20 protein-coding genes are annotated in these 20,601 nt (G+C 67.6%); 14 read left to right on the top strand and 6 right to left on the bottom strand.

The window, feature by feature from the left end:
• Positions 1-3: 3 nt before the first annotated feature.
• Positions 4-1,533, bottom strand: a complete 1,530-nt coding sequence (locus ACIOU8_RS12775) for a glycosyltransferase family 2 protein (protein ID WP_400790014.1) — start codon at positions 1,531-1,533, stop codon at positions 4-6.
• Between the two features lie 189 nt (positions 1,534-1,722).
• On the opposite strand from ACIOU8_RS12775, the gene ACIOU8_RS12780 reads away from it, so the two are divergent.
• The 3 genes from ACIOU8_RS12780 to ACIOU8_RS12790 all read left to right on the top strand — a co-directional run bounded on the left by ACIOU8_RS12780 (position 1,723) and on the right by ACIOU8_RS12790 (position 6,113).
• Positions 1,723-2,310 carry a PadR family transcriptional regulator gene (locus tag ACIOU8_RS12780; RefSeq protein ID WP_400790017.1) on the top strand — a complete coding sequence of 196 codons (588 nt, stop codon included), beginning with the start codon at positions 1,723-1,725 and terminating at the stop codon, positions 2,308-2,310.
• 24 nt (positions 2,311-2,334) lie between these two features.
• Positions 2,335-4,041, top strand: coding sequence for an ABC1 kinase family protein (locus ACIOU8_RS12785; protein ID WP_400790020.1), 1,707 nt, complete (start codon positions 2,335-2,337; stop codon positions 4,039-4,041).
• Between the two features lie 71 nt (positions 4,042-4,112).
• Positions 4,113-6,113: a BCCT family transporter gene (locus tag ACIOU8_RS12790; RefSeq protein WP_400790023.1), complete on the top strand. Its 2,001-nt coding sequence runs from the start codon at positions 4,113-4,115 to the stop codon at positions 6,111-6,113.
• Between the two features lie 139 nt (positions 6,114-6,252).
• Here ACIOU8_RS12790 and ACIOU8_RS12795 read toward each other — a convergent pair whose 3' ends face one another.
• A complete protein-coding gene (locus ACIOU8_RS12795) occupies positions 6,253-7,851 on the bottom strand; it encodes an SDR family oxidoreductase (RefSeq protein ID WP_400790026.1) in 1,599 nt (532 codons plus the stop codon).
• Positions 7,852-7,953: 102 nt separating this feature from the next.
• Between ACIOU8_RS12795 and ACIOU8_RS12800 the strand changes: the two genes are divergently transcribed.
• From ACIOU8_RS12800 to ACIOU8_RS12810, 3 genes are all read left to right on the top strand, one after another.
• Positions 7,954-8,202 (top strand): hypothetical protein, encoded by a 249-nt coding sequence (locus ACIOU8_RS12800; protein ID WP_400790029.1) that lies wholly within the window; start codon positions 7,954-7,956, stop codon positions 8,200-8,202.
• A 56-nt stretch (positions 8,203-8,258) separates the two neighbouring features.
• The gene (locus ACIOU8_RS12805) at positions 8,259-8,432 is read left to right on the top strand and encodes a CsbD family protein (protein ID WP_400790031.1); all 174 of its coding nucleotides are present in this window, start codon (positions 8,259-8,261) and stop codon (positions 8,430-8,432) included.
• Positions 8,433-8,534: 102 nt separating this feature from the next.
• On the top strand, positions 8,535-10,112 hold the full coding sequence (locus ACIOU8_RS12810; protein WP_400790034.1) for an MFS transporter: 1,578 nt from the start codon (positions 8,535-8,537) through the stop codon (positions 10,110-10,112).
• Positions 10,113-10,158: 46 nt separating this feature from the next.
• Here ACIOU8_RS12810 and ACIOU8_RS12815 read toward each other — a convergent pair whose 3' ends face one another.
• Both ACIOU8_RS12815 and ACIOU8_RS12820 read right to left on the bottom strand, forming a co-directional pair.
• Positions 10,159-10,716, bottom strand: a complete 558-nt coding sequence (locus ACIOU8_RS12815; RefSeq protein WP_400790037.1) for a MarR family winged helix-turn-helix transcriptional regulator — start codon at positions 10,714-10,716, stop codon at positions 10,159-10,161.
• Positions 10,716-10,973, bottom strand: coding sequence for a hypothetical protein (locus tag ACIOU8_RS12820; protein ID WP_400790039.1), 258 nt, complete (start codon positions 10,971-10,973; stop codon positions 10,716-10,718). The genes ACIOU8_RS12815 and ACIOU8_RS12820 overlap by 1 nt, the downstream gene beginning before the upstream one ends.
• Positions 10,974-11,093: 120 nt before the next feature.
• Between ACIOU8_RS12820 and ACIOU8_RS12825 the strand changes: the two genes are divergently transcribed.
• The 4 genes from ACIOU8_RS12825 (at position 11,094) to ACIOU8_RS12840 (ending at position 13,536) form a co-directional block, all read left to right on the top strand.
• Positions 11,094-11,543 carry a MarR family winged helix-turn-helix transcriptional regulator gene (locus ACIOU8_RS12825; protein ID WP_400790041.1) on the top strand — a complete coding sequence of 150 codons (450 nt, stop codon included), beginning with the start codon at positions 11,094-11,096 and terminating at the stop codon, positions 11,541-11,543.
• A gap of 71 nt (positions 11,544-11,614) precedes the next feature.
• Positions 11,615-11,944: a hypothetical protein gene (locus ACIOU8_RS12830; protein WP_400790044.1), complete on the top strand. Its 330-nt coding sequence runs from the start codon at positions 11,615-11,617 to the stop codon at positions 11,942-11,944.
• A 3-nt stretch (positions 11,945-11,947) separates the two neighbouring features.
• A complete protein-coding gene (locus tag ACIOU8_RS12835) occupies positions 11,948-12,238 on the top strand; it encodes a hypothetical protein (RefSeq protein WP_400790047.1) in 291 nt (96 codons plus the stop codon).
• Between the two features lie 74 nt (positions 12,239-12,312).
• The gene (locus tag ACIOU8_RS12840; protein ID WP_400790050.1) at positions 12,313-13,536 is read left to right on the top strand and encodes an MFS transporter; all 1,224 of its coding nucleotides are present in this window, start codon (positions 12,313-12,315) and stop codon (positions 13,534-13,536) included.
• Between the two features lie 169 nt (positions 13,537-13,705).
• Here the strand turns inward: ACIOU8_RS12840 and ACIOU8_RS12845 are convergent, their stop codons facing one another.
• The gene (locus ACIOU8_RS12845) at positions 13,706-14,458 is read right to left on the bottom strand and encodes an SDR family NAD(P)-dependent oxidoreductase (RefSeq protein WP_400790053.1); all 753 of its coding nucleotides are present in this window, start codon (positions 14,456-14,458) and stop codon (positions 13,706-13,708) included.
• 117 nt (positions 14,459-14,575) lie between these two features.
• Positions 14,576-15,601 (bottom strand): LacI family DNA-binding transcriptional regulator, encoded by a 1,026-nt coding sequence (locus ACIOU8_RS12850; RefSeq protein WP_400790055.1) that lies wholly within the window; start codon positions 15,599-15,601, stop codon positions 14,576-14,578.
• Positions 15,602-15,797: 196 nt separating this feature from the next.
• On the opposite strand from ACIOU8_RS12850, the gene ACIOU8_RS12855 reads away from it, so the two are divergent.
• Genes ACIOU8_RS12855 through ACIOU8_RS12870 form a run of 4 tightly spaced genes read left to right on the top strand, consistent with a single transcriptional unit; the run spans position 15,798 to position 20,535 of the window.
• Positions 15,798-17,180 (top strand): ABC transporter substrate-binding protein, encoded by a 1,383-nt coding sequence (locus tag ACIOU8_RS12855; RefSeq protein WP_400790057.1) that lies wholly within the window; start codon positions 15,798-15,800, stop codon positions 17,178-17,180.
• Positions 17,180-18,118, top strand: a complete 939-nt coding sequence (locus ACIOU8_RS12860) for a carbohydrate ABC transporter permease (protein ID WP_400790060.1) — start codon at positions 17,180-17,182, stop codon at positions 18,116-18,118. The genes ACIOU8_RS12855 and ACIOU8_RS12860 overlap by 1 nt, the downstream gene beginning before the upstream one ends.
• Before the next feature lie 8 nt (positions 18,119-18,126).
• Positions 18,127-18,960, top strand: coding sequence for a carbohydrate ABC transporter permease (locus ACIOU8_RS12865; RefSeq protein ID WP_400790062.1), 834 nt, complete (start codon positions 18,127-18,129; stop codon positions 18,958-18,960).
• A 36-nt stretch (positions 18,961-18,996) separates the two neighbouring features.
• Positions 18,997-20,535 carry a glycoside hydrolase family 32 protein gene (locus ACIOU8_RS12870; protein ID WP_400790065.1) on the top strand — a complete coding sequence of 513 codons (1,539 nt, stop codon included), beginning with the start codon at positions 18,997-18,999 and terminating at the stop codon, positions 20,533-20,535.
• Positions 20,536-20,601 lie beyond the last annotated feature (66 nt).

The raw sequence follows: 20,601 nt of genomic DNA on the forward strand, positions 1-20,601 counted from the left end.
GTGTCACTTCGTCTGCGATCCGCTCCGCATGCGGCGCGCAGCGCGTCCGGCCAGGTCCTTGAGCCGCCCACCGGGCCACTGCCGACGCAGCTCGACAGAACCGCCGCGCTCCACGACCGGCGTGCACGTGCGGCCGGCGAGCAGCGGCGAGCGTCCGGCGGCGGCGAGCGTCTCCGCATCGGCGGTGAGGGGGACGTCGAATGTCCAGCCTGCGCGCCGCACCGTCACGAACAGCTTCGCGCCGCGCGTCTGATCGTCGGGCCGGAACGCCTTCAGTGGATCGATGGCGACGGGGATCGCCCTGAGACTCCTCGGATGCAGACGCGCCACTCGACGCTCGACCCCGGCGGCCTTGTCGCGCCACAGCAGCTCGACATGATCGTTCTGCAGCTCACGCCCTGCTTCGACGACCCCGGTCGGCAGGCCGTCCATAGCGATGGGCAGTGATGTCATCACGCCCGTGCCGGGCTCGAAGACGAGAGCGTCCTGCCCGTCGCGAGTGATCGAGACGTCGACGGTCAGATACAGCCCGCCGCCCCGTGACCACCGCGCCGAGGTCACGACCGCGCGGCAGGTGAGTTCGGCCTCGAATCGGGCGAACGTCAGCAGGTCGGCACGCCGATCGGCGCGGAGGAGTGCTGCTCGGATGCGGTTCGGAAAAGCCAGGCCCCCGTCGACACCGGGGCCGAAGCGTCGTCGCGCGAGCGGGATCACGACATCGAGCAGGCGCGCGCGGTACTCCTCGGGATACCCGGCGTACTTCTTTCCAGACACCCGCTTCAAGATCTTGCCGCGGAACCAGTGCCGCAGCAGCCTGTCGCGCAGTCGCCCGGGCTCGGTGTATCTCTCGACCAGGTCGAGAACGGCCTCGAGGTGCGGGAAGTACGTCTCCGGTTCGATCCGCGACGAGCTCGCACTGCCCGCGTGCTTGACCCACGCGTAGCACGGCTGGCTCGCGAGGATCGAGATCGTCGACGCCTCGAAGTATGCCCGCATCACGAACAGGTGATCTTCGAGCCGCACCTTGCCGTCGGGGAAGCGGATGCGGTTCTCGCGCAGGAATGAGGTGCGGAACATCTTGTGCGGCGTGAGCATCTCGAGCAGCGGATCATGGCCGAGGCGGGCGTGCGGGATGTCCTTCCGGAAGATGCGACTCGGAAGCCGTCGACCGATGCCCACCTCCTTGCCGACCACGACATCAGATGCATGCCGGTCGGCGTAGTCGCACAGGGCTTCGAGAGCGCCGTCATACAGCCAGTCGTCCTGATCGACGAACTGGATGTACGTGCCGCGTGCGTCGTCGATGCCGTGGTTGCGCGGGGTCCCCGGCCACCCCGAGTGGGGAAGATACGCGACGCGGATGTAAGGGCGGTCGCGCGCGACCTCGACCAATCGGGCCGCTGTCTCCTCGCCTGACCCGTCGTCGCACAGCAGCACCTCGAACCGGGCGTGGTCGAGTGTCTGACGGTCGAGGGAGGCGATGAGCTCGTCGAATGCCGCTCCCGGTCGGAACACGGGGACGACCACGCTCACTCGGACGGAAGTGGACGCAGAGGAAACGGCTGGAGAATTCGACATCGACGGCAGTCAAACATCGTGGTCTATGGAGCGCAGGGGGCTTGCTTTCAGGAATGCGCCGTGCCGCCGGCGGCGGATTCCCACCCCACACTCAGCCTTAACGATATATCGTTGACTATCGCTCACCACTTCCGGGAGGTCATCATGAACAACGCATTCCCCTCGAACCCGTTCGGCGGATCCGGCTTCGGCGCGGGCCCCGGCGGACCCGCATCCGCGATCTTCGATGCCATGGAGCAGCTCCGCAAGACGTTCGAGCAGCGCCCCAGCGGCGGCTCGCGCATGGCGAAGGGCGATGTCCGCACCGCGGTGCTGTCGCTGCTCGCCGAGAAGCCGATGCACGGCTACCAGATCATCAACGAGATCGCCGAGCGCAGTGGTGGATCGTGGAAGCCCAGCGCAGGCTCGGTCTACCCCACGCTGCAGCTGCTCGCCGATGAGGGCCTCATCGAGGCCGACGAGCAGCACGGTCGCAAGACCTACTCGCTCACCGAGGCCGGCCGTGCCGTCGCCGCCGAGCACACCGAGACCCCTGCCCCGTGGGAGTCGCAGTCGAAGAGCGAGGGATCGCACGACAACCCCCGCTACAGCGCGCTGCCCAAGTCCGGCGTCGACCTCGCGGCAGCGGCCGCAGCAGTCGGTCGCAGCGGCAGCACCGAGCAGGTGCAGCAGGCTGTCGAGATCCTCGATGAGGCCCGCCGTAGGCTGTACTCGATCCTCGCTCAGGACTGATCGCACACGACCCAGGGACGACACATGACGGATGCTGCGGCGCAGGGCGCCCATCGTGCCCGGTACCGCCGCATCGTGTCGTTCGCGGCGCGCGAGTTCATAAAGGTCTGGTGGTTCGAGCTCGTCCTGCCGCGCTTCGGCATGAGCTCGATCGCCGAGCGCACTCGCGCCCCGCGGATGCAGCGCTTCGCGAAGCGATTCCACGTGCTCGCGGTCGAGCTCGGCGGGCTCATGATCAAGGTCGGGCAGTTCATGTCGTCGCGCCTCGACGTGCTGCCGCCCGAGATCACGAAAGAGCTCGAGGGATTGCAGGACGAGGTTCCGGCGGTGCCGTTCTCCGGCATCCGCGCGGCCGCCGAGGCCGAACTCGGCATGCCGCTCGAGCAGGCGTACTCATGGTTCGACGAGAATCCGGTGGCCGCGGCATCCCTCGGTCAAGCGCACCGCGCTCGCCTGTCAGCGCAGGATGCCGCCGACACCGGCCTCGACGACGTGGTCGTCAAGGTGCAGCGCCCCGGCATCGACGAGATCGTCGCGGTCGACCTCGCGGCCCTGCGCCGTGTGGCACGGTGGGCGATGCGCGTCAGGCTCGTCAGCGACCGGGTCGACGCGCCCGGTCTCGTCGAGGAGTTCGCGCAGACCAGCCTCGAGGAGATCGACTACCTGCACGAGGCCTCGAGCGCCGAGCGCTTCCGCGAGAACTTCGCCGGAGACCCGCGCGTCAGCGCCCCCGAGATCGTGTGGGAGCGCTCGACGCGTCGCGTGCTCTCTCTCTCTGACGTTACGGCGATCAAGATCAACGACACGGATGCGCTGCGGGCGGCGGGCATCGATCCGTCGGAGGTCGCCGATGTGTTCGCCGAGGTGATGTTCGACCAAGTGTTCACGCACAGCTTCGTGCACGCCGACCCGCACCCCGGCAACATCTTCGTGACGCCTGAGCCCTCGACAGGGTCAGGGACCGCAGGGCCGGGCAGGAACTTCCGCCTCACCTTCATCGACTTCGGGATGATGGCCGAGGTGCCCGACAATCTGCGCGCCGGCCTGCGCACGCTGCTGATCGCGGTGGCCGGTCGTGACAGCCGCGGGCTCGTCACCGCGGCTCAGGAGATCGGCGTGCTGCTGCCGTCGGCCGACACCGCAGAACTCGAGCGAGCGCTCCGGGCGCTGTTCGCGCGTTTCGGTGGCATGGGCTTCGCCGAGCTGAGCAAGGTCGACCCTCGCGAGTTCACGGACTTCGCCGAGGAGTTCGGCGACATGGTGCGCTCGCTGCCGCTGCAGCTGCCCGAGAACATGCTGCTGCTGATCCGCGCGGTGTCGCTGACTTCGGGCATGTGCTCGAGCCTCGACCCCTCGTTCAACGTGTGGGATGCCGCCGAGCCGTATGCCGCGCGGCTGCTGCGCGATGAGTCGGGCAACCTCATGCAGGACATGGCGCAGCAGGCCATGGAGACAGCCGCCGTCACCTATCGACTGCCCAAGCGCATCGACGCGATCATCACCCGCGTCGACGACGGCAACGTCACGTTCGACACGTCTGCCCTCGAGCGTCGCCTCGACCGACTCGAGGGCATCGCCCGTCGCATCGGTTCGGGGGTGCTGTTCGCCGCGATGCTCGTCGGTGGAGCGCTGCTGGTCGCGACTCTGCCCCCGCTCGGCATCACCCTCATCTGCGTCTCGGCGCTGCCGCTGCTGCACTCGGTGTTCGGCGGGCGCCGAGGGGCGCGCTGAGACGGCTCTCGACGTTTCGTCTCAGCCGACTGCGTCGCCCGCAGAATGCCGGCATGGGAGAATTGGTTCCCATGGACACTCCGGACGACACACCCACCTCACGGACCGACGCTCCGAAGACCAACACCGCAGCAGTCCGCCAAGCCGCGAAGGCGACGGAAGCCGCTCAGAAGATCGTCCGCGACATCTCCGCAGTGCCGCCGCGCGGTGTGCACCCGGCGCTCGTGCCCGGGGTCTCGGTCGAAGAGACCGGGCGCACGTATCGCACCGACCCGCTCGTCTTCGGCGTCGCCGTCTCGCTCACCATCGCCTTCATCGCATGGGGGGTGTTCGCGGGCGACAACCTCTCCGGCACGACCGCGGCAGTGCTCGGCTGGGTGGTCGAATACTTCGGCTTCTTCTTCACGACGATCGCCACCGTCATCCTCGCGTTCATGCTGTTCATCGGCTTCAGCCGCTACGGACGCATCCCCCTCGGACGTGACGACGAAGAGCCCGAGTTCTCGATGTTCTCGTGGATCTCGATGCTGTTCGCCGCCGGCATGGGCATCGGCCTCGTGTTCTGGGGTGCTGCTGAGCCGCTCACCTTCTTCGAGAGCCCGCCGCCCGGCACCGTGGAGGCCGACACTCTCGAGGCCATGCACACCGCGCAGGCGCAGGTGCTCTACCACTGGGGCCCGCAGGCCTGGGCGTTCTACGCCCTCGTCGGTGGCGCGATCGCCTATGGCGCGTTCCGCCGTGGCCGCACCCCGCTGATCTCGTCGATCTTCGCCCCGCTGCTGGGTGAGGGCCGCACGACCGGACCCCTCGGTCGCACGATCGACATCTTCTCGATCATCGTGACCCTGTTCGGCACCGCCGCATCCTTGGGCCTCGGCGCGCTGCAGATCGGCCACGGCGTCGAGATCGTGGCGGGGATCGGAGAGCTCGGCAACGGCGTCCTCATCGCCGCCATCGCGGTGCTCACGGCCTGCTTCATCGCATCCGCCGTGTCCGGGGTCTCGAAGGGCATCCGCGCCCTCTCGAACATCAACGCGGTCGTCGCGCTGCTGCTCGCCTTCTTCGTCTTCTTCGTCGGCCCGACGCTGCTGATCCTCAACGTCATCCCGTCGGTCGCCGTGCAGTTCCTCGGCGACCTGCCCGAGATGGTGGCCCGTTCGGCGTCCCAGGGCGACGAGGCGCAGATGTTCCTGTCGAGCTGGACGATCTTCTACTGGGCGTGGTGGATCTCGTGGTCGCCGTTCGTCGGCATGTTCATCGCCAAGATCTCGCGCGGCCGCACGCTGCGCCAGTTCGTGTCGGTCGTCATCGTCGTGCCCGCCGTGATCTCGCTCGTCTGGTTCGCGATCTTCGGCACGACGGCGATCCAGCAGCAGATGGACGGCGCGAACCTCACCGTGGATCCGCCCGAGGAGGTGCTCTTCGGCGTGCTCGGCAACCTGCCGTTCCCGCTGATCACGAGCATCGTGCTGATTCTGCTGATCTCGATCTTCTTCGTCACCGGTGCCGATTCGGCGTCGCTCGTGATGGGCACGCTCTCGCAGCAGGGGCGCCCCGAGCCGTCTCGCTGGGTCGCGGTCGTGTGGGGTGTGCTGGTCGGAGTCATCGCCGCGGTGCTGCTCGTCACCGGCGAAGAGGGCAGCGGTCTGAAGTCTCTGCAGAATGTCACGATCGTCGCGGCGCTGCCGTTCGCGGTGATCATGGCGTTCATGATGGTCGCATTCATGAAGGACCTACGGCGCGATCCGATGATCCTGCGTGACCGTTATGCCCGCATGGCCGTGCGCCACAGCGTCATGGCGGGTCTCGAGGAGTACGGCGACGACTTCGCCCTCGTGCCCGTCGAATACGACCACTCCGAAGACGACCTCGCCTGGATCGACGAGGCCGACGTCGACGACAGCCTCGCCGAGGTCTATGCGACGGCGACCGAGGCCATCGACATCATCCCGGCCGCCGACGGAACGTCTGCGGAATCGGATGCCGGAGCGGATGCCGGTGCCGACACGGATGCAGGTGCCGGTACGGATGCAGGATCAGACGCCGCAGGACTGGCCGAGCGCCCTTCCTGACCTCACACCGCCGACTGGCCGTGCGGGGCCACTTTCGCATCGGAATCGTCCGTTTTGGATGCGAAAGTGACCCCGCACGCGAGTTCGGATGCGAAAGTGACCCCGCACCAGCGTCGCGAGTCGCGCAGCAGGCAGGGGGTCAGCGGGAAGCGGATGCCGCATCCGCCGCGACCGTCTCGACCGGCACGGCCGCAGCCGCGGTCATCTTCGCTGCCATGCCCGCGAAGATGAAGCCGTGGAACGGCAGCACGCCGAGCCAGTACAGCCGGCCGGCGAGTCCTCGGGGGAAGAACACGGCGCGCTGCTCGTAGCGTGATCCGTCGCCGTCGGGGAGCGCGCGCAGTTCGAGCCACGCCTCGCCCGGCACCTTCATCTCGGCGCGCAGGCGCAGCAGTCCACCGCTCGCGGGCGACGAGTCGGTCTCGTGGCCCGGCTCTTCGACGGCCTCGACGCGCCAGAAGTCGATGGCATCTCCGACCCGTGCCTCGACCTTGCTGCGTCGCCCGCGGCGGAGGCCCACCCCGCCGACGAGGCGGTCCATCCAGCCGCGCACAGCCCAGAGGAACTTCGACGAGTACCAGCCGTTCGACCCGCCGATGCCGATGATCACTCGCCACAGGCCGTCGACCGGCGCGGAAGTGCGCAGCGTGCGGGTGTCGGTGAAGACGGTGCGGCCCGCCCAGTCCGGGTCGCTCGGCAGCGGATCGCTCGGGGCGCCCGAGACCTCGGCATCCTTCCAGCTCGTCTCGATGGTGTCGGCGGCGTCGCGACCCAGCGCGAGCGAGACGGCCGTGCGATACGGGGTCAACCCGTCTTCGGGCTGCGGAATCAGCTCGTCGATCGCGTGATCCTTCACGATGCACTCGTTCTGCAGCGACGCGACGAGTGGGCGGGCGATCGACCGCGGAACCGGCGTCACGAGGTTCACCCAGTGCGAGGCGAGACCGGGGGTCAGCACCGGCAGCGCGGCGATCGCACGCTGACGGAGTCCCGCTTCGAGCGCATAGCCGTTCATCATCTGCCCGTAGCGCAGCACGTCGGGGCCGCCGATGTCGACCGCACGATTCACCTCGTCGTCGACGCGCGCCGCACCCAGCAGGTAGTGCAGCACGTCGCGCACGGCGATCGGCTGGATGCGGTTGCGCACCCACTTCGGCGCCGGCATGTACGGCAGCACATCGGTGAGGTGACGGATCATCTCGAACGACGCAGAACCCGAGCCGATCACGACGCCCGCCTGCAGCACCAGCGTCGGCACGCCCGATTCGAGGAAGATCTCGCCCACCCGCACGCGGGAGCGCAGGTGCGGCGACAGCTTCACCTCGTCGGGGTGCAGGCCGCCGAGATAGACGATGCGGCGGACGCCGGCCTTCACCGCGGCATCCGCCACCGTGGTGGCCGCTCGCTCATCGCTCTCTTCGAATCCCTTGCCTGCGGTCATCGAGTGGATCAGGTAGTAGACGACGTCGACGTCCTTCATGGCCTCGGCGACGGCATCGGCATCGTCGGCCGAACCCTCGACGATCTCGCACTCGGCACCCCAGGGGAAGGATGCCGCTCGGGCTGCGTCGCGTGCCAGCGCGCGCACCCGGTACCCGGCGTTCAGCAGCCGCGGTGTCAGCCGTCCGCCGATGTATCCGGTGGCGCCGAGCACCAGTGCGCGCGGCGCCGATCCGTCGTCGCTGGGGAGGGCGCGCAGGGCCTCTTCGTGCCCGGTGGGCTGCGTGAGCTCGGTCATGACTCGAGCGTAGGCGCGATTCCTGAAGTTTTCACTAGGCTGGCGAATGACTAGTTCATCTAGTAATCTTTTCCCCGAGCAAGGGAAACGGAAGGGAATCGGATGTCGACAGCAGCGCAGCACACCACACGGCGCGATCTCCGCTCGCGCCGGCTCGCCCGCATCGACTCCGTCGAACTCGCTCCGCTCGCGGCCCGCGAGGCCATCGGTCGCTCGACCGGAATGCGACGCGTCCCGCCGGCACCCTCGCGCACGCCCCTCTGGAAGTCCGCCGGAATCGCCGGCCTCATCGCCGTCATCGCAGCGGCGACCCTGCCGCTGACGGCATCCGCGCTCGACATCCCCCTGTGAGACGACACCGCAGGACCCCGACCACAGACCACCGCTGAAAAGAGAGAGGAGCCCCCATGGGACTCGATGACAAGATCAAGAACGCCGCACAGGACCTCACCGGCAAGGCGAAGGAAGCCGCCGGCAAGGTGACCGACAACGAGAAGCTCGAGGCGGAGGGTCGCGCCGACCAGGCGAAGGCCAACGTCAAGAAGGCCGGCGAGAACGTCAAGGACGCTTTCAACGGCTGACACCAGCGACACAGTGCGGGGAGGCGGCGCAAGCCGCCTCCCCGCCGTTCGTGCGGCCCGGCGACTGAGACGCGGATGCCGCAAGAGAAGGAAGATGGCACGATGTCCGATCCCCTGAAGAGCACCACCCTGAGCCTGTGGCAGCGACTGGTCCGTCGCCTGCGACCCGGATCGGACGAACCACGACGCCTCACCGTCGAGGACGTCACCGTGGTCGACCGACCGATGCTGCGCCGCGCAGTCGCCGGCACCGTGGTCGGCAACCTCATGGAGTGGTACGACATCGGCATCTACGGCTATCTCGCCGTGATCATCGGCCGTGCGTTCCTGCCCGATGCGTCAGCCGGTGCGCAGTCGCTCTTCTCGCTCGGCGTGTTCGCGGTGACCTTCATCGCCCGTCCGCTCGGCGGCATCGTGCTCGGCCAGCTCGGCGACCGGCTCGGTCGCCAGCGCGTGCTGGCGTTCACGCTGATCATGATGGCCGCGGCGACGTTCCTCATCGGCGTGCTCCCCGACTTCTCGGCTATCGGCATCTGGGCGCCGATCCTGCTCATCGTGCTCAAGCTCGCGCAGGGCTTCTCGACCGGTGGCGAGTATGCCGGTGCCACGACGTTCATCACCGAGTACGCGCCAGACAAGAGTCGCGGCTTCTATGCCTCGCTGCTCGACCTCGGGTCGTACATGGGCTTCGCGATCGGTGCCGCGTTCGTGTCGATCCTGCAGTTGACGCTGTCGGCCGAGACCATGCAGGGCTTCGCCTGGCGCATCCCGTTCCTCGTCGCGCTGCCGCTCGGACTCATCGCGATCTACTTCCGCCTCAAGATCGAAGACACTCCGGCGTTCCAGGAGGCGCAGGACTCGGCGAAGCGCGCGGCCGACGACGCCCAGGCCTCTCCGGATGCGCCGAAGGGTGTCCTCGCCCTGATCCGCACGTACTGGCGCGAGCTGCTGACGGCGTTCGTGCTCGTGGCCGCGGCCAACACCGTCGGATACGCCCTCACCTCGTACATGCCGACGTACCTCACCGGCACCCTGGGCTACGACGAGGTGCACGGCACTCTGCTCACCCTGCCCGTGCTCGTGGCGATGGCCCTCTGCATCCCCCTCGCCGGCAAGCTGTCCGACCGCATCGGGCGCAAGAAGGTGCTGTTCGTCGGGTCGATCTCGGCGATCGTGCTCGCGGTGCCGTCGTTCCTGTTCATGATGCACGGCGAGATCTGGTCGACTCTGCTCGGGCTCGTGCTGCTCGCCTTCCCGGTGACGTTCTACGTGGCGAACCTCGCGTCGTCGCTGCCCGCTCTCTTCCCCACGTCGTCGCGCTACGGCGGCATGGGCATCTCGTACAACCTCGCCGTCGCTCTCTTCGCCGGCACGGCGCCGGTCGTCATGGAGGCGCTCGTGCAGCTCACCGGCTCGTCGCTCGCGCCGGCCTTCTATGTGATCGGCACGTCGATCGCCGGCTTCATCGCCGTGATCGTGCTCAAGGAGTCGGCCCGCAGGCCGCTGCCCGGCGCGATGCCGAGCGTGCAGACGATCGAGGAGGCCGTCGAGCTGGTCGAGACGCAGGAGGAGAATCCCGACCTCGATCTCGACGAGCTGTTCCCCGAGCGGGTGGTCGTGGCAGCGGATGCCGAGGGCGAGGCCGTCACCCAGACGGAGACTGACGCCGGCAGAGCCTGATCAGAGCGTCGGGTGGCCGGTCGGCCACCCGACCGACTCTCGGCGATCACTCGCCCGAGGACTCGGATTCCTTGTGCGAGCGGATGACGTCGCGCAATTCCTGGTCGAGATCGGACGCCTCTTCGATGGCCGACGTCATGCCGGCGAGGAAGCGGGTGACGACCGCGCGCTCCTTGTCGCTCATCTCGTCGACCAAGGCCAGCATCCGCCTGTGCATCGCACCGAGAGTCTCGCGAACCTCGTCGTCGCTGCTGACCGTCGGCACCACGATCCCGGCACGTCGATCGGTCGGATGCGGCTCTCGCTTCGCGTGCCCGCCCTTCTCGAGGCGGTCGATGAGGGTCGTCGTCGATGCGGTGGAGATGTCGAGCATGCGGGCGATGTCGATCGCTCGCACGATGCGGCCGGCCCGCTGTTCGCGCAGCAGGAAGCGCAGGGCGACGAGGTCGGTCTCGTTCATCTTCATCGAGATGCGTGTGCGCTCCCGCATCGCGGTCTCAGCCGAGCGGTATCGACGCAGCAGGTTCAGGACGTCGACGGTGCTGGCGCTGTCGGCCTCGGGGTACCAGTAGCCCGAACGGCCGAACTCCTCAGGGCGCTCCATCACGCCACCTCGCCATCATCGCTCAGGCTCTCTTCACTTCCATGGGAATTCGACTCGCGCGCGAGCATCTCGGCCGCGCCGGACTCGACCTCAGCCGGCACGATCTGCAGGATCCCCCCGGTGATCGCGTCATGTTCGGCGGTGACGATCTGGTCGATCCGCCATGCGGGCACGGAGGGGAAGTCCGCGTGCAGGCGATCGATCAGGTCGGTGTACATGATGTACCCGGCATCCTCGAGTGCGAATCGCTCGACCATGACGCTCCTTTCCCAGAATTCCATCATCTCACCTCATGAGAGTGGCTGGTCGCATTGGATTTCACTAGGCAACCTGGTTACCTGTTTGTCGAGTACCATGGAGGGGTCAGGGGGTGACGCATGAGCAGCAGGACCGAGACGACGACACGGGCGACCGAACTCGTCGCGCGTGTCGATGAACTTCGCAGGGCCGAGGCCCAGTTCGGGCGACGCCTCGCCGCCGTGCGCGCGCCGAATGACACCGACCGTGAGGCGATGAGGTACATCCTCGACGCGTCAGACGACGCCCCCGCCACACCGGGTGGCCTCGCCGCCCATCTGAACGTCAGCACCGCGGCGATCACGAGCCTGCTGCGTCGACTTCAAGAGCGCGGTCAGATCGTGGTGGCGCCGCATCCTGCCGATGCTCGGTCGAAGGTGCTGCGCCCGTCGCTGCGCGATCTCAACGCGCAGGCAGATGAGCTGACACAGCGCATCGAATCGCTCGCCAGCGAGTTCACCCCGGATCAGACCGAGGCGATCACCCGTTTTCTGCGGCGTCTGGCTGAGGAGATCGGTGACCTTCCCTAGGTTCGACTGTCATTTAGCTAGGTAACCTAGTAATCTATCTCTCAAGGGAATTTTCGCCTAAGGGAGAGATCATGGGACGTCTGACGTACGGCAACACAGCAACGCCGATCGAGCTCGACGATCGGCTCATGACGCACCTGCGGCTCGTGATCGTGACGAAGCTGCGGCGCAACGAGTCGTTCCCGCTGACGCTCGCGATGGGCGACGGCGTCGCAGAGACGATCTGGGTGCACGCGTCGATTCCCCTGCGCTTCTCCATGACGCAGGAGGCGGATGTCGATCGCGCGCTGGTCGTCGCGATGATGAACGCGGCGAGCTCCGCTGGAGGCCTCGATCTCACGCGCGACGAGTTCGCCCGGGCGGTCGACGGTTCCCGCACCCTGCATGCCATGAGTGCGTGACCCATGTCTGCACGCATCAGGAACGCCGCCAAGGCCGTGATGAGTGCACGGGTGCGCTCGGCATCCAGGACTCGAGGGCTGTGGGTCGAGGTCGACCCCGGCTTCCATGTCGGCAATGACCGACGCCAGTTCCTCGGGTCGATCACTGGGACGCCCCGCGAGGGCTTCCGGGCGTTCGGGGCCCAATCCGACTTCATCGGTCAGTTCGATCGCCTCGATGACGCGAAGGCCGCGATCGCCGCGGCGTCGGTGATCACGGACGACGCTGCCCAGGTCGAACCGCTGCTGGGCTGACTGCGCAGGGCTGTCGACTCCGGCATCGGAAGGGCGATTTTCGGCGACCCACTCGGGCGTGTACGGTCGTTGCTATGACTTCGATCGAATCGATTCGACGCCCCGCCGCCGACAGGGCGACTCGTCGCGCACGAACCGCGGTCTCGGCGCTGTTCCTCACGAACGGCGCACTGTTCGCCAACATCCTGCCTCGCTACCCCGAGATCAAGGCGGCTCTGGGGCTCGACAATGCCGGCTACGGCCTCGCGATCGCCGCCTTCCCTGCCGGAGCCATCGCCGCCGGACTGTTCGCCGCTGTGCTGATCCGCCGATTCGGCTCGGCGCGGATCGCCGTGATCGGCACGATCGGCACCGCGCTCGGACTGCTCGCCGCAGCCCTTGCGCCCTCCGGCATCCTGTTCGCCGTCGCCCTGCTGCTCGGCGGGGCGTTCGATGCCATCACCGACGTCGCACAGAACGCGCACGGGTTGCGAGTGCAGCGGCGCTACGGCCGCTCGATCATCAACTCGTTCCACGTCATCTGGTCGATCGGCGCGGTGCTCGGCGGCGGCATGGCGGCGGCGGCGATCGCCCTGCAGCTGCCGATCGGGGTGCATCTCGGCATCTCGACCGCGGTGTTCGCTGCGGTGGCGTTCACGGCGCTCTGGTTCTGCCTGCCCGGGCGCGATGAGGAGGCGGATGCCGAGGCGACGGCCGAACCGGTCGAACTGCAGACCGCGGTGCGCCGTGGACTGAGCCCACGGACCGTGATGATCCTCATCGCCCTCACGCTCATCGCGATGGCCGGCGCGATCGCCGAGGATGCCGGCAACTCGTGGGCGACTCTGTACCTCAGTGAATCGCTCGGCGCCGCAGCCGCGATCGCGCCCCTCGGGTTCATCGCTCTGGTGGGAGCGCAGTTCATCGGACGGATGCTGGGTGACGGCATGACCGATCGCTTCGGCCAGGGTGCCGTGGCCCGCGTCGGCGGCCTGATCGCCGCGGGGGGAATGGCCCTCGCGCTCCTCTTCCCGAGCGTGCCGGGAACGATCGCCGGATTCGCCGCCGTGGGCTTCGGCATCGCGACGCTCATCCCGGCGGCCATGCATGCGGCGGATGAGCTGCCGGGTCTGCGCCCGGGTGCCGGCCTCACGATCGTGTCGTGGCTGTTGCGCCTCGGCTTCCTGCTCTCGCCGCCGTTCGTCGGCTTCATCGCCGACACCGAAAGCCTGCGAGCCGGGTTGATCGTGGCACCGGCCGCGGCAGTGGTCGCGGTGCTGCTCGCCGGCGTGCTCGAGAAGCGTCGGCCGCGGGGGTAGCTCGGTGCCGGATGCAGGACCGAAGTACGGGGCCTGTGGCGCCGGCATCCGACGTTCGGCGCTCCACTTCGGGGGCCGGCACGCCACTTGCCGAACCGCGCGCGCTTCGGGGGCCGACATCCGGTGTGTCGGCCCCCGAAGCGGTGGCGTCGGGGGCCCTGTCAGATCGTCAGAGGGCGGTGTAGCCGCCGTCGACGAGGTGGTAGCTGCCGGTGATGAAGCTGGCGGCGTCGCTGGCGAGGAAGGCGATGAGGTTCGCGACCTCGTCGGCCTGACCGAGGCGTCCGATCGGGTGCTTGCTGACGAGGAACTCCTTCGCAGCGTCATCCATGCTGGCGAGCAGCGGAGTGTCGATGAAGCCGGGGCCGACCGAGTTCACGCGCACACCCTGTGCGGAGTACTCGAGGGCTGCCGACTTGGTCATGCCGACGACCGCGTGCTTGGCGGCGACGTAGGCGGGGGAGCCGGCGAAGCCGACGCTGCCGAGAATCGACGCGATGTTGACGACCGAGCCGCCGCCGTTCGCGAGGATCGAGGGGATCTGCGCCTTCATGTTGCGGAAGACGGCGTTGAGGTTGATCGAGATGACCTTGTCCCACGCGGCGTCGTCGTACTCGGCGGTGGGGGCGGATGCTCCGCCGATGCCCGCGTTGTTCACGCCGATGCGCAGTGGGGCGAGCGTGTTCGCGAGCTCGACCGAGCTGGCGATCCAGTCGGTGTCGGTCGCATCGCCGACGGAGGCCTCGGCGGTGCCGCCGGCGGCGCGGATCTCGTCGACGACCGCGTTCGCGTGCTCTGCGTTCAGGTCGTTGACGACGACGGAGGCGCCGTTCTGGGCGAGCAGCAGAGCGGTCGAGCGTCCGATTCCGCTGCCTGCTCCTGTCACGATCGCCGAGCGGTTCGAGACATCGTACTGAGCCACGAGTGACTCCTCTTCCGGACGGTCGCGGTGCCGGGAGATCTTCTCGGACGGTCCGTCCTCGGCTTCCAGCCTACGCCCGCCCGAGGGGGATGGATGCGCGTGAATGGATTTCTCGAGTCAATCCACAGAGCGTATCGAGGCCCGCTCGATGACCGGCATCGGGATCAGCACGGCGTCGAGCGGTCGCTCGCCGAGCAGCATCTCGACCGCTGTGCGCCCCATCACGTCGTAGGGGAGTCGAGCGGTCGTGAGCCCCGGCCGCTGGAAGCCGGCGAGTTCTTCGTCGTCGAAGGAGGCCACCGAGATGTCGTCCGGCACCTTCAGCCCGCGCTCCGCGATCGCCTGATACGTGCCGAACGCCACGCCGTCGTTGCCGGCCAGGATCGCCGTGAGGTCTGGGTGCGCGTCGAGCATCTGCTGCGTGCGCGTGTATCCGATGTCGGGGTTCCACTCGGGCACGTCCATGATGAGCGGATCGACGCCGGCCTCGGCGAAGGCGGCGCGGATGCCGTCGAATCTCGGGCCGATGGTCACGGAGTGTCGGGGAGACGAGACCGCATGCGGGTTGTTGCCGATCACTCCGACACGGCGATGGCCGGCATCCGTGAGCAGGCGCGCCATCGCGTGGCCGGCGACGCGCTCGTCGGGGAGGACGGAGGGGTGCCCCGTCGTCGACGTGCCGTTGACGATCACGACCGGAACGTCGGCGGGCGTCTCGGGCACCTCGATCATGCGGGCGCCGAGGAGGCCGATCAGGATGCCGTCGACCCGGCGGTCGATCATCGCCTGGATCTCATCCGAGATGGTCGCGTCGTCGCCCTCCGTCTCGGCGATCAGCACGGTGTGGCCGTGCTCCTTCGCCGCAGACAGCAGGCCGCGGATCATCTCGGAGGCATAGCGGGTCACGGTGATCTGATCGGAGATGAAGCCGAGAGTCTTCGTCTTGCCCAGGCGCAGGCTCTGGGCCGCGGGATTCGGTCGATAGCCGATCTCCTCGGCCGCGGCGCGGACTCGGCGCGCGGCGTCGGCGGAGAGTCGCGAACCCGGCCGGTCGTTGAGGATCATGCTCACGGCGGTCTTCGACATGCCCGAGAGCGCAGCGACGTCGGCGAGCGTCGGCCTGCGATCGACGTTCTTCGGCACCGGCATCCTCCTGTCGTGACATCTCCAGCTTAGGCAGTGCACGCCAGGTCGCGGAACCACAGTGGTTGAATTGATTTAGCAAAATCGTTGCGGACGTACATCGACGATGCTAATCTCGGCGATGCTGAATCAATTTAGCTTCGACGCAGGGGCTCTCATCCCTCTCGGCGAAGTCATTCACTCAGGAGAGAACATCGTGGTTGATCTCACTCGCAGGGCTCTGTTCGGCGCGATCGGACTGGGAATCGTGGGCACCGTCGTCTCGTGGCCGAGGCTCACCGGCTCAGACATCCCCGGGCGCGGCACGGACACGCTGACGGTCGCCCTCTTCGGCACCGCGCAGGACGCGGTGGCGCGTCAGGCGCTGGTCGACGGCTTCCAACGCAAGCACCCCGGCATCTCGGTGCGCATCGTGGCGATCCAGGGGCATGACTGGAGCGAGTACTTCGCGAAGATCCTCACGATGATCGCGGCCGGTACGCCACCCGATGTCGTCACGGTCGCCACCGAGGGGGCGCAGCTCTTCGCCTCGCGCCTCGCGCACCCGCTCGACGCCTATGTGCGCCGCGACGCATCGGAGATGCAGGAGTACTTCGACGACGTGAATCCGACCCTCATCGAGGCGTTCATGTACCAGGGCAGCCTGTTCCAGATGCCCGACAACTTCAACGCGGCGAACGTCTTCTACAGCACGAAGGCCATGGAGCGCGCGGGGCTGGAGCGCCCCGCCGACAACTGGACGCTCGAGGACTTCCTCGGCACCGCCCGCGCGATGAAGAAGAGCGCGTCGGGGCAGTTCCTGCCGTACTTCTGGAACAACCGGCTGTGGGGCGGCGTCGTCCCCTGGCTGTACGTGAACAACACGAGCTTCCTGCGCGAGGAGAAGGCGAGCGGCGGCGACTGGCTCTGGGACCGCTTCTATCCCGATCAGCCGGCCCGCAGCGGCGGCTATGTGTGGAAGCAGGCCGATGCGCTCAACGAGCACGCCGTCGAGAGCTTCTCGGTGCTCGAGCGCATGGTCTCCGAGGGGCTCGCCGCGAACCCGGCCCAGGGCGGCGGAAACGAACTGGTCTCCCTGTTCTCCACCGGCTCGGTCGGCATGACCCCCGCTGGCGGCTTCTGGGTCAGCGGCCTCGAGGAGGCGGGCGTCGCTAACGACGCCTACGACGTGACCTACTTCCCCCGGATGGCGGGGCAGCGGCACCAGTTCGGGGCTGGCGGTTACGCGATCATGGAGACCTCGCCCCGCAAGGACGAGGCGTGGGAGTGGCTCAAGTACTGCGTCTCGGTCGAGGGCATGACGATCGCCCACCCGAAGCCCGACTCGTCGCTCCCTCGCCGCTCGCTCAACGCCGAGCTCTACGGCGCGGGGGTGGGGCCGGCGCACTGGGAGGTCTTCTACGACACGCTCGACAAGTTCCCCGACACCGGTCCGATGCCGGCTCCGCCGCAGCAGGCCGCCGTCGAATCCGCTCTGCTCAAGAACGTGGTGTCGACCATCACGAACGGCCCATCCGGCGTCCGCCGAGGGCTCGAGACCATGCAGCGAGATCTCGAGCTCGCGCTGGGGGGAAACTGATGTCCGAGAACACCACCCGCACTCTCACCGTGCCGCCCGGATCCCGGCGCGAGACCGGCACGGTCGCCCGCTCGGGGCGATCCATCATCTGGGTCTTCCTGGCACCCACCCTGATCGGCCTCGGACTGTTCAACTTCGTCCCGATCATCGGATCGTTCGTGCTGGCCTTCTTCCGCTGGGACATCATCTCCGATCCGGTCTTCGTCGGATTCGACAACTTCGTCGACCTGGCCGCCAACCCGACCGTGAGCGTGTCGTTCCTGAACACCATCGGCTTCGTCGTCGTCGCCGTGACCATGCAGCTCGCGGTCGCGCTGGTGCTCGCGGTGCTCGTGCAGTCGAGGATGCCGAGCTGGCTGCGCACGTTCTTCCGTTCGGCGCTGTTCTTCCCGCTGATCCTGTCGGCGGCATCCGTCTCGCTGATCATGGCCTACCTGTTCAACCAGGAGTTCGGCCTCGTGAATCAGACGCTCAACCTGATCGGCATCGCGGATGTCGGATGGTTGACGACGGGATTCGGCGCGAAGGTCGTCGTGCTCCTGGTCTACGTGTGGCAGAACTTCGGGTTCACGTTCCTGCTCTTCATCGGCGGGCTCGCCGCCATCCCGAGTGAGGTCTACGAGGCGTCCTCGCTCGACGGTGCGTCGGGGTGGACCCAGTTCCGCATGATCACGCTGCCCCTGGTGAGTCCGACGCTGCTCGTGGCATCCGTCATGGCGATCATCAACGCCCTGCAGATCTTCGACCAGCCGTGGGTGCTGACCCGCGGTGGCCCCGGTGACGAGACCCGCACCGCCGTGATGGTGATCTACGAGTCCGCGTTCCGACAGCTCGACTTCGGTGGTGCGTCGGCCATCGGCATCGTGCTCACCCTTCTCATCATGCTCGTCACGGCCATCCAGTTCCGGCTGAGCCGCCGATTCGTCTTCTACGGGTGAGGCCCATCATGACAACGACAGTGGTTACGAAGCGTTCCCGGCTCTACACACTCGGCACGGGCGGCAAGTTCGCCCTGCTCGGGCTCGCCGCCCTGCTGACCCTCGGGCCCGTCGTCTGGACTCTGATCACGGCACTGTCGCCGACCGACAGTGTGACCCAAGAGGTCACCGTGGGGTTCGGAGCCTTCGCCGACGTCTTCGCCAAGATCCCGATCTGGCTCTACGCGTGGAACAGCGCCCTGGTGGTGCTGCTGGTCGCCGCCGGACAGATGCTCTCCGCCGCGATGGCCGGCTATGTCTTCGCGAAGTACGAGTTCCGCCACAAGAAGCTGATGTTCGCGCTGATCCTCGCGACGATGATGGTTCCGCTGCAGGTGACGATCGTCCCCGTGTTCATGCTGGTGAGGGGCATGGGGCTCGCCGACACCCTGCTCGCGCTCATCGTGCCTGCGCTCCCCACCGCGTTCGGCACGTTCCTGATGCGGCAGTACTTCATGGGCATCCCGACCGAGCTCGGCGAGGCCGCCGAACTCGACGGGGCCGGACCCTGGCGCACGTTCTTCGGCGTCTATCTGCCGCTGGCCACCCCCGGGCTCGCGATCGTCGGCATCCTCGCCTTCAACTATCACTGGAACGAGTTCTTCCGACCGCTCATCATGACCATCAGCGACCAGAACTTCACGCTGCCGCTCGGCTTGGTCACGCTGCAGGGCAACCTCGGCACCGGCAGCGTCTCGACGGTGCTCGCCGGGGTGATCCTCTCGATGATCCCCGCACTCCTGGTGTTCTTCTTCGGGCAGAAGCCTCTGCGCGAAGGACTCACGGCGGGCGTCGGCAAGTGACGCACGCCCCCATCAAGTAGAAAGACGACTGCCCCGGTGACCCCCACTGACCTCTCCCCGGTCCGCACCACACGCCCCCGACTGCACTTCGCTCCGCGCCGCAACTGGATGAACGATCCCAACGGACTCGTCTTCCATGACGGCCTCTACCACCTGTACTTCCAGTGCAACCCGCGCGGAGTCTCGCACGCCGACGTGAGCTGGGGGCACGCCACGAGCCCCGATCTCGCGCGATGGACCGAGCACGACCCGGCGATCCTCTGGGACGACACGGCGCAGATCTACTCCGGCTCCGTGGTGGTCGATCACGGCAACACCTCCGGATTCGGCACGGCAGAGGAACCACCGCTGGTGGCGCTCTACACGGCGGCAGCGGACGGGCACCAGGCGCAGGCTCTCGCGTACAGCACCGACGGCGGATACGTCTGGACGAAGTATCGGGGCAACCCCGTGCTCGACCGGGGCACGAGCGACTTCCGCGATCCGAAGGTGTTCCGCTACGACGACGGGACCGACGCGTACTGGGTCATGGTCGCGGTCGAGGCTGAGGACCGCCAGGTGCTGTTCCACCGCTCCGACGACCTCACGACGTGGACCCATCTGTCGTCCTACGGTCCGGCGGGGCCCGTCGGCGGGGTCTGGGAGTGCCCAGACATGTTCCGGCTCGCCGTCGACGGCGATGACGATGACGTGCGGTGGGTGCTGCTCATCAGTCTCAACCCGGGAGGGATCGCGGGCGGCTCGGGAACCCACTACGTCGTGGGTGATTTCGACGGCACGACCTTCCGGCCGACCGCGCCGCTCCCGACTCCCGCTCCCGAGCTGCTGGTCGACGGCAGCCAGTCGCGCGGCGAGCTCGAATCGTTCGACTGGATCGATTTCGGCCCGGACTGCTATGCCGGCGTCACGTTCGACGGCCTCGCCGGGAACGAGCGGACGCTGATCGCCTGGATGGACAACTGGCGGTATGCCGGCAGCATCCCCCATGACGAATCCTCCGAGTACCGCAGTGCGATGACTCTTCCTCGACGGCTCTCGCTCACCCGCGACCGCACCGGCGTCGTGCGTCTGCGGCAGGCGCCGGCGATCGAGGTCGGTCCCGACGAGGTCACCGAGCTCGGCTCGATGGCGGGTCGCGTCGCTCTGGCGGCGGGACTGGGAGATGCAGGGGTGGCGGATGCTGCGCTGGCCGATGCGGTGCGGATCCGAGTCGCAGCGATGTTCGGAGATGCCGACGGCGTCGAACTGCGCATCGAGGCCGCGGACGCCGACGCGGTCGTGATCCGACAGGATCGCGCGAGCGGGCGCATCGACGTCATCCGACCCGATGTGGTTCCTTCCGCGGGAGTGGGTGCGTCGCTGTCGATTCCCGTCGCGCGTGCGGGTGGGATCGATTGGGAGATCTGGATCGATGCGCTGAACGACCGGGTGTCGTCGCTCGAGCTGTTCGCGGACGGTGGCGATCGAGTGCTCACCGCGTTGATTCCCGCATCCTCGCACCGCACCTGTTCGCTGGAGGCCGTGGGGGGAGCGCTGCGCGAGGTGCGCGTCGCCGTCGCCGAGGTGCCGCACTGAGGTAGGCGCACTGACGTAGCGGGCGCGCCGAGCGGCGGTCGTGTGAAATTCGTGGTCCCATCGCGG

Origin of the sequence: Microbacterium sp. NPDC087589, assembly GCF_044743635.1 — a bacterium.
Lineage (GTDB): Bacteria > Actinomycetota > Actinomycetes > Actinomycetales > Microbacteriaceae > Microbacterium.

Coding starts and splice junctions, on each gene's coding strand:
- ACIOU8_RS12780 (WP_400790017.1), top strand. CDS start 1,723: ATGAACAACGCATTCCCCTCGAACCCGTTCGGCGGATCCGGCTTCGGC.
- ACIOU8_RS12785 (WP_400790020.1), top strand. CDS start 2,335: ATGACGGATGCTGCGGCGCAGGGCGCCCATCGTGCCCGGTACCGCCGC.
- ACIOU8_RS12790 (WP_400790023.1), top strand. CDS start 4,113: ATGGACACTCCGGACGACACACCCACCTCACGGACCGACGCTCCGAAG.
- ACIOU8_RS12795 (WP_400790026.1), bottom strand. CDS start 7,851: ATGACCGAGCTCACGCAGCCCACCGGGCACGAAGAGGCCCTGCGCGCC.
- ACIOU8_RS12800 (WP_400790029.1), top strand. CDS start 7,954: ATGTCGACAGCAGCGCAGCACACCACACGGCGCGATCTCCGCTCGCGC.
- ACIOU8_RS12805 (WP_400790031.1), top strand. CDS start 8,259: ATGGGACTCGATGACAAGATCAAGAACGCCGCACAGGACCTCACCGGC.
- ACIOU8_RS12810 (WP_400790034.1), top strand. CDS start 8,535: ATGTCCGATCCCCTGAAGAGCACCACCCTGAGCCTGTGGCAGCGACTG.
- ACIOU8_RS12815 (WP_400790037.1), bottom strand. CDS start 10,716: ATGGAGCGCCCTGAGGAGTTCGGCCGTTCGGGCTACTGGTACCCCGAG.
- ACIOU8_RS12820 (WP_400790039.1), bottom strand. CDS start 10,973: ATGGTCGAGCGATTCGCACTCGAGGATGCCGGGTACATCATGTACACC.
- ACIOU8_RS12825 (WP_400790041.1), top strand. CDS start 11,094: ATGAGCAGCAGGACCGAGACGACGACACGGGCGACCGAACTCGTCGCG.
- ACIOU8_RS12830 (WP_400790044.1), top strand. CDS start 11,615: ATGGGACGTCTGACGTACGGCAACACAGCAACGCCGATCGAGCTCGAC.
- ACIOU8_RS12835 (WP_400790047.1), top strand. CDS start 11,948: ATGTCTGCACGCATCAGGAACGCCGCCAAGGCCGTGATGAGTGCACGG.
- ACIOU8_RS12840 (WP_400790050.1), top strand. CDS start 12,313: ATGACTTCGATCGAATCGATTCGACGCCCCGCCGCCGACAGGGCGACT.
- ACIOU8_RS12860 (WP_400790060.1), top strand. CDS start 17,180: ATGTCCGAGAACACCACCCGCACTCTCACCGTGCCGCCCGGATCCCGG.
- ACIOU8_RS12865 (WP_400790062.1), top strand. CDS start 18,127: ATGACAACGACAGTGGTTACGAAGCGTTCCCGGCTCTACACACTCGGC.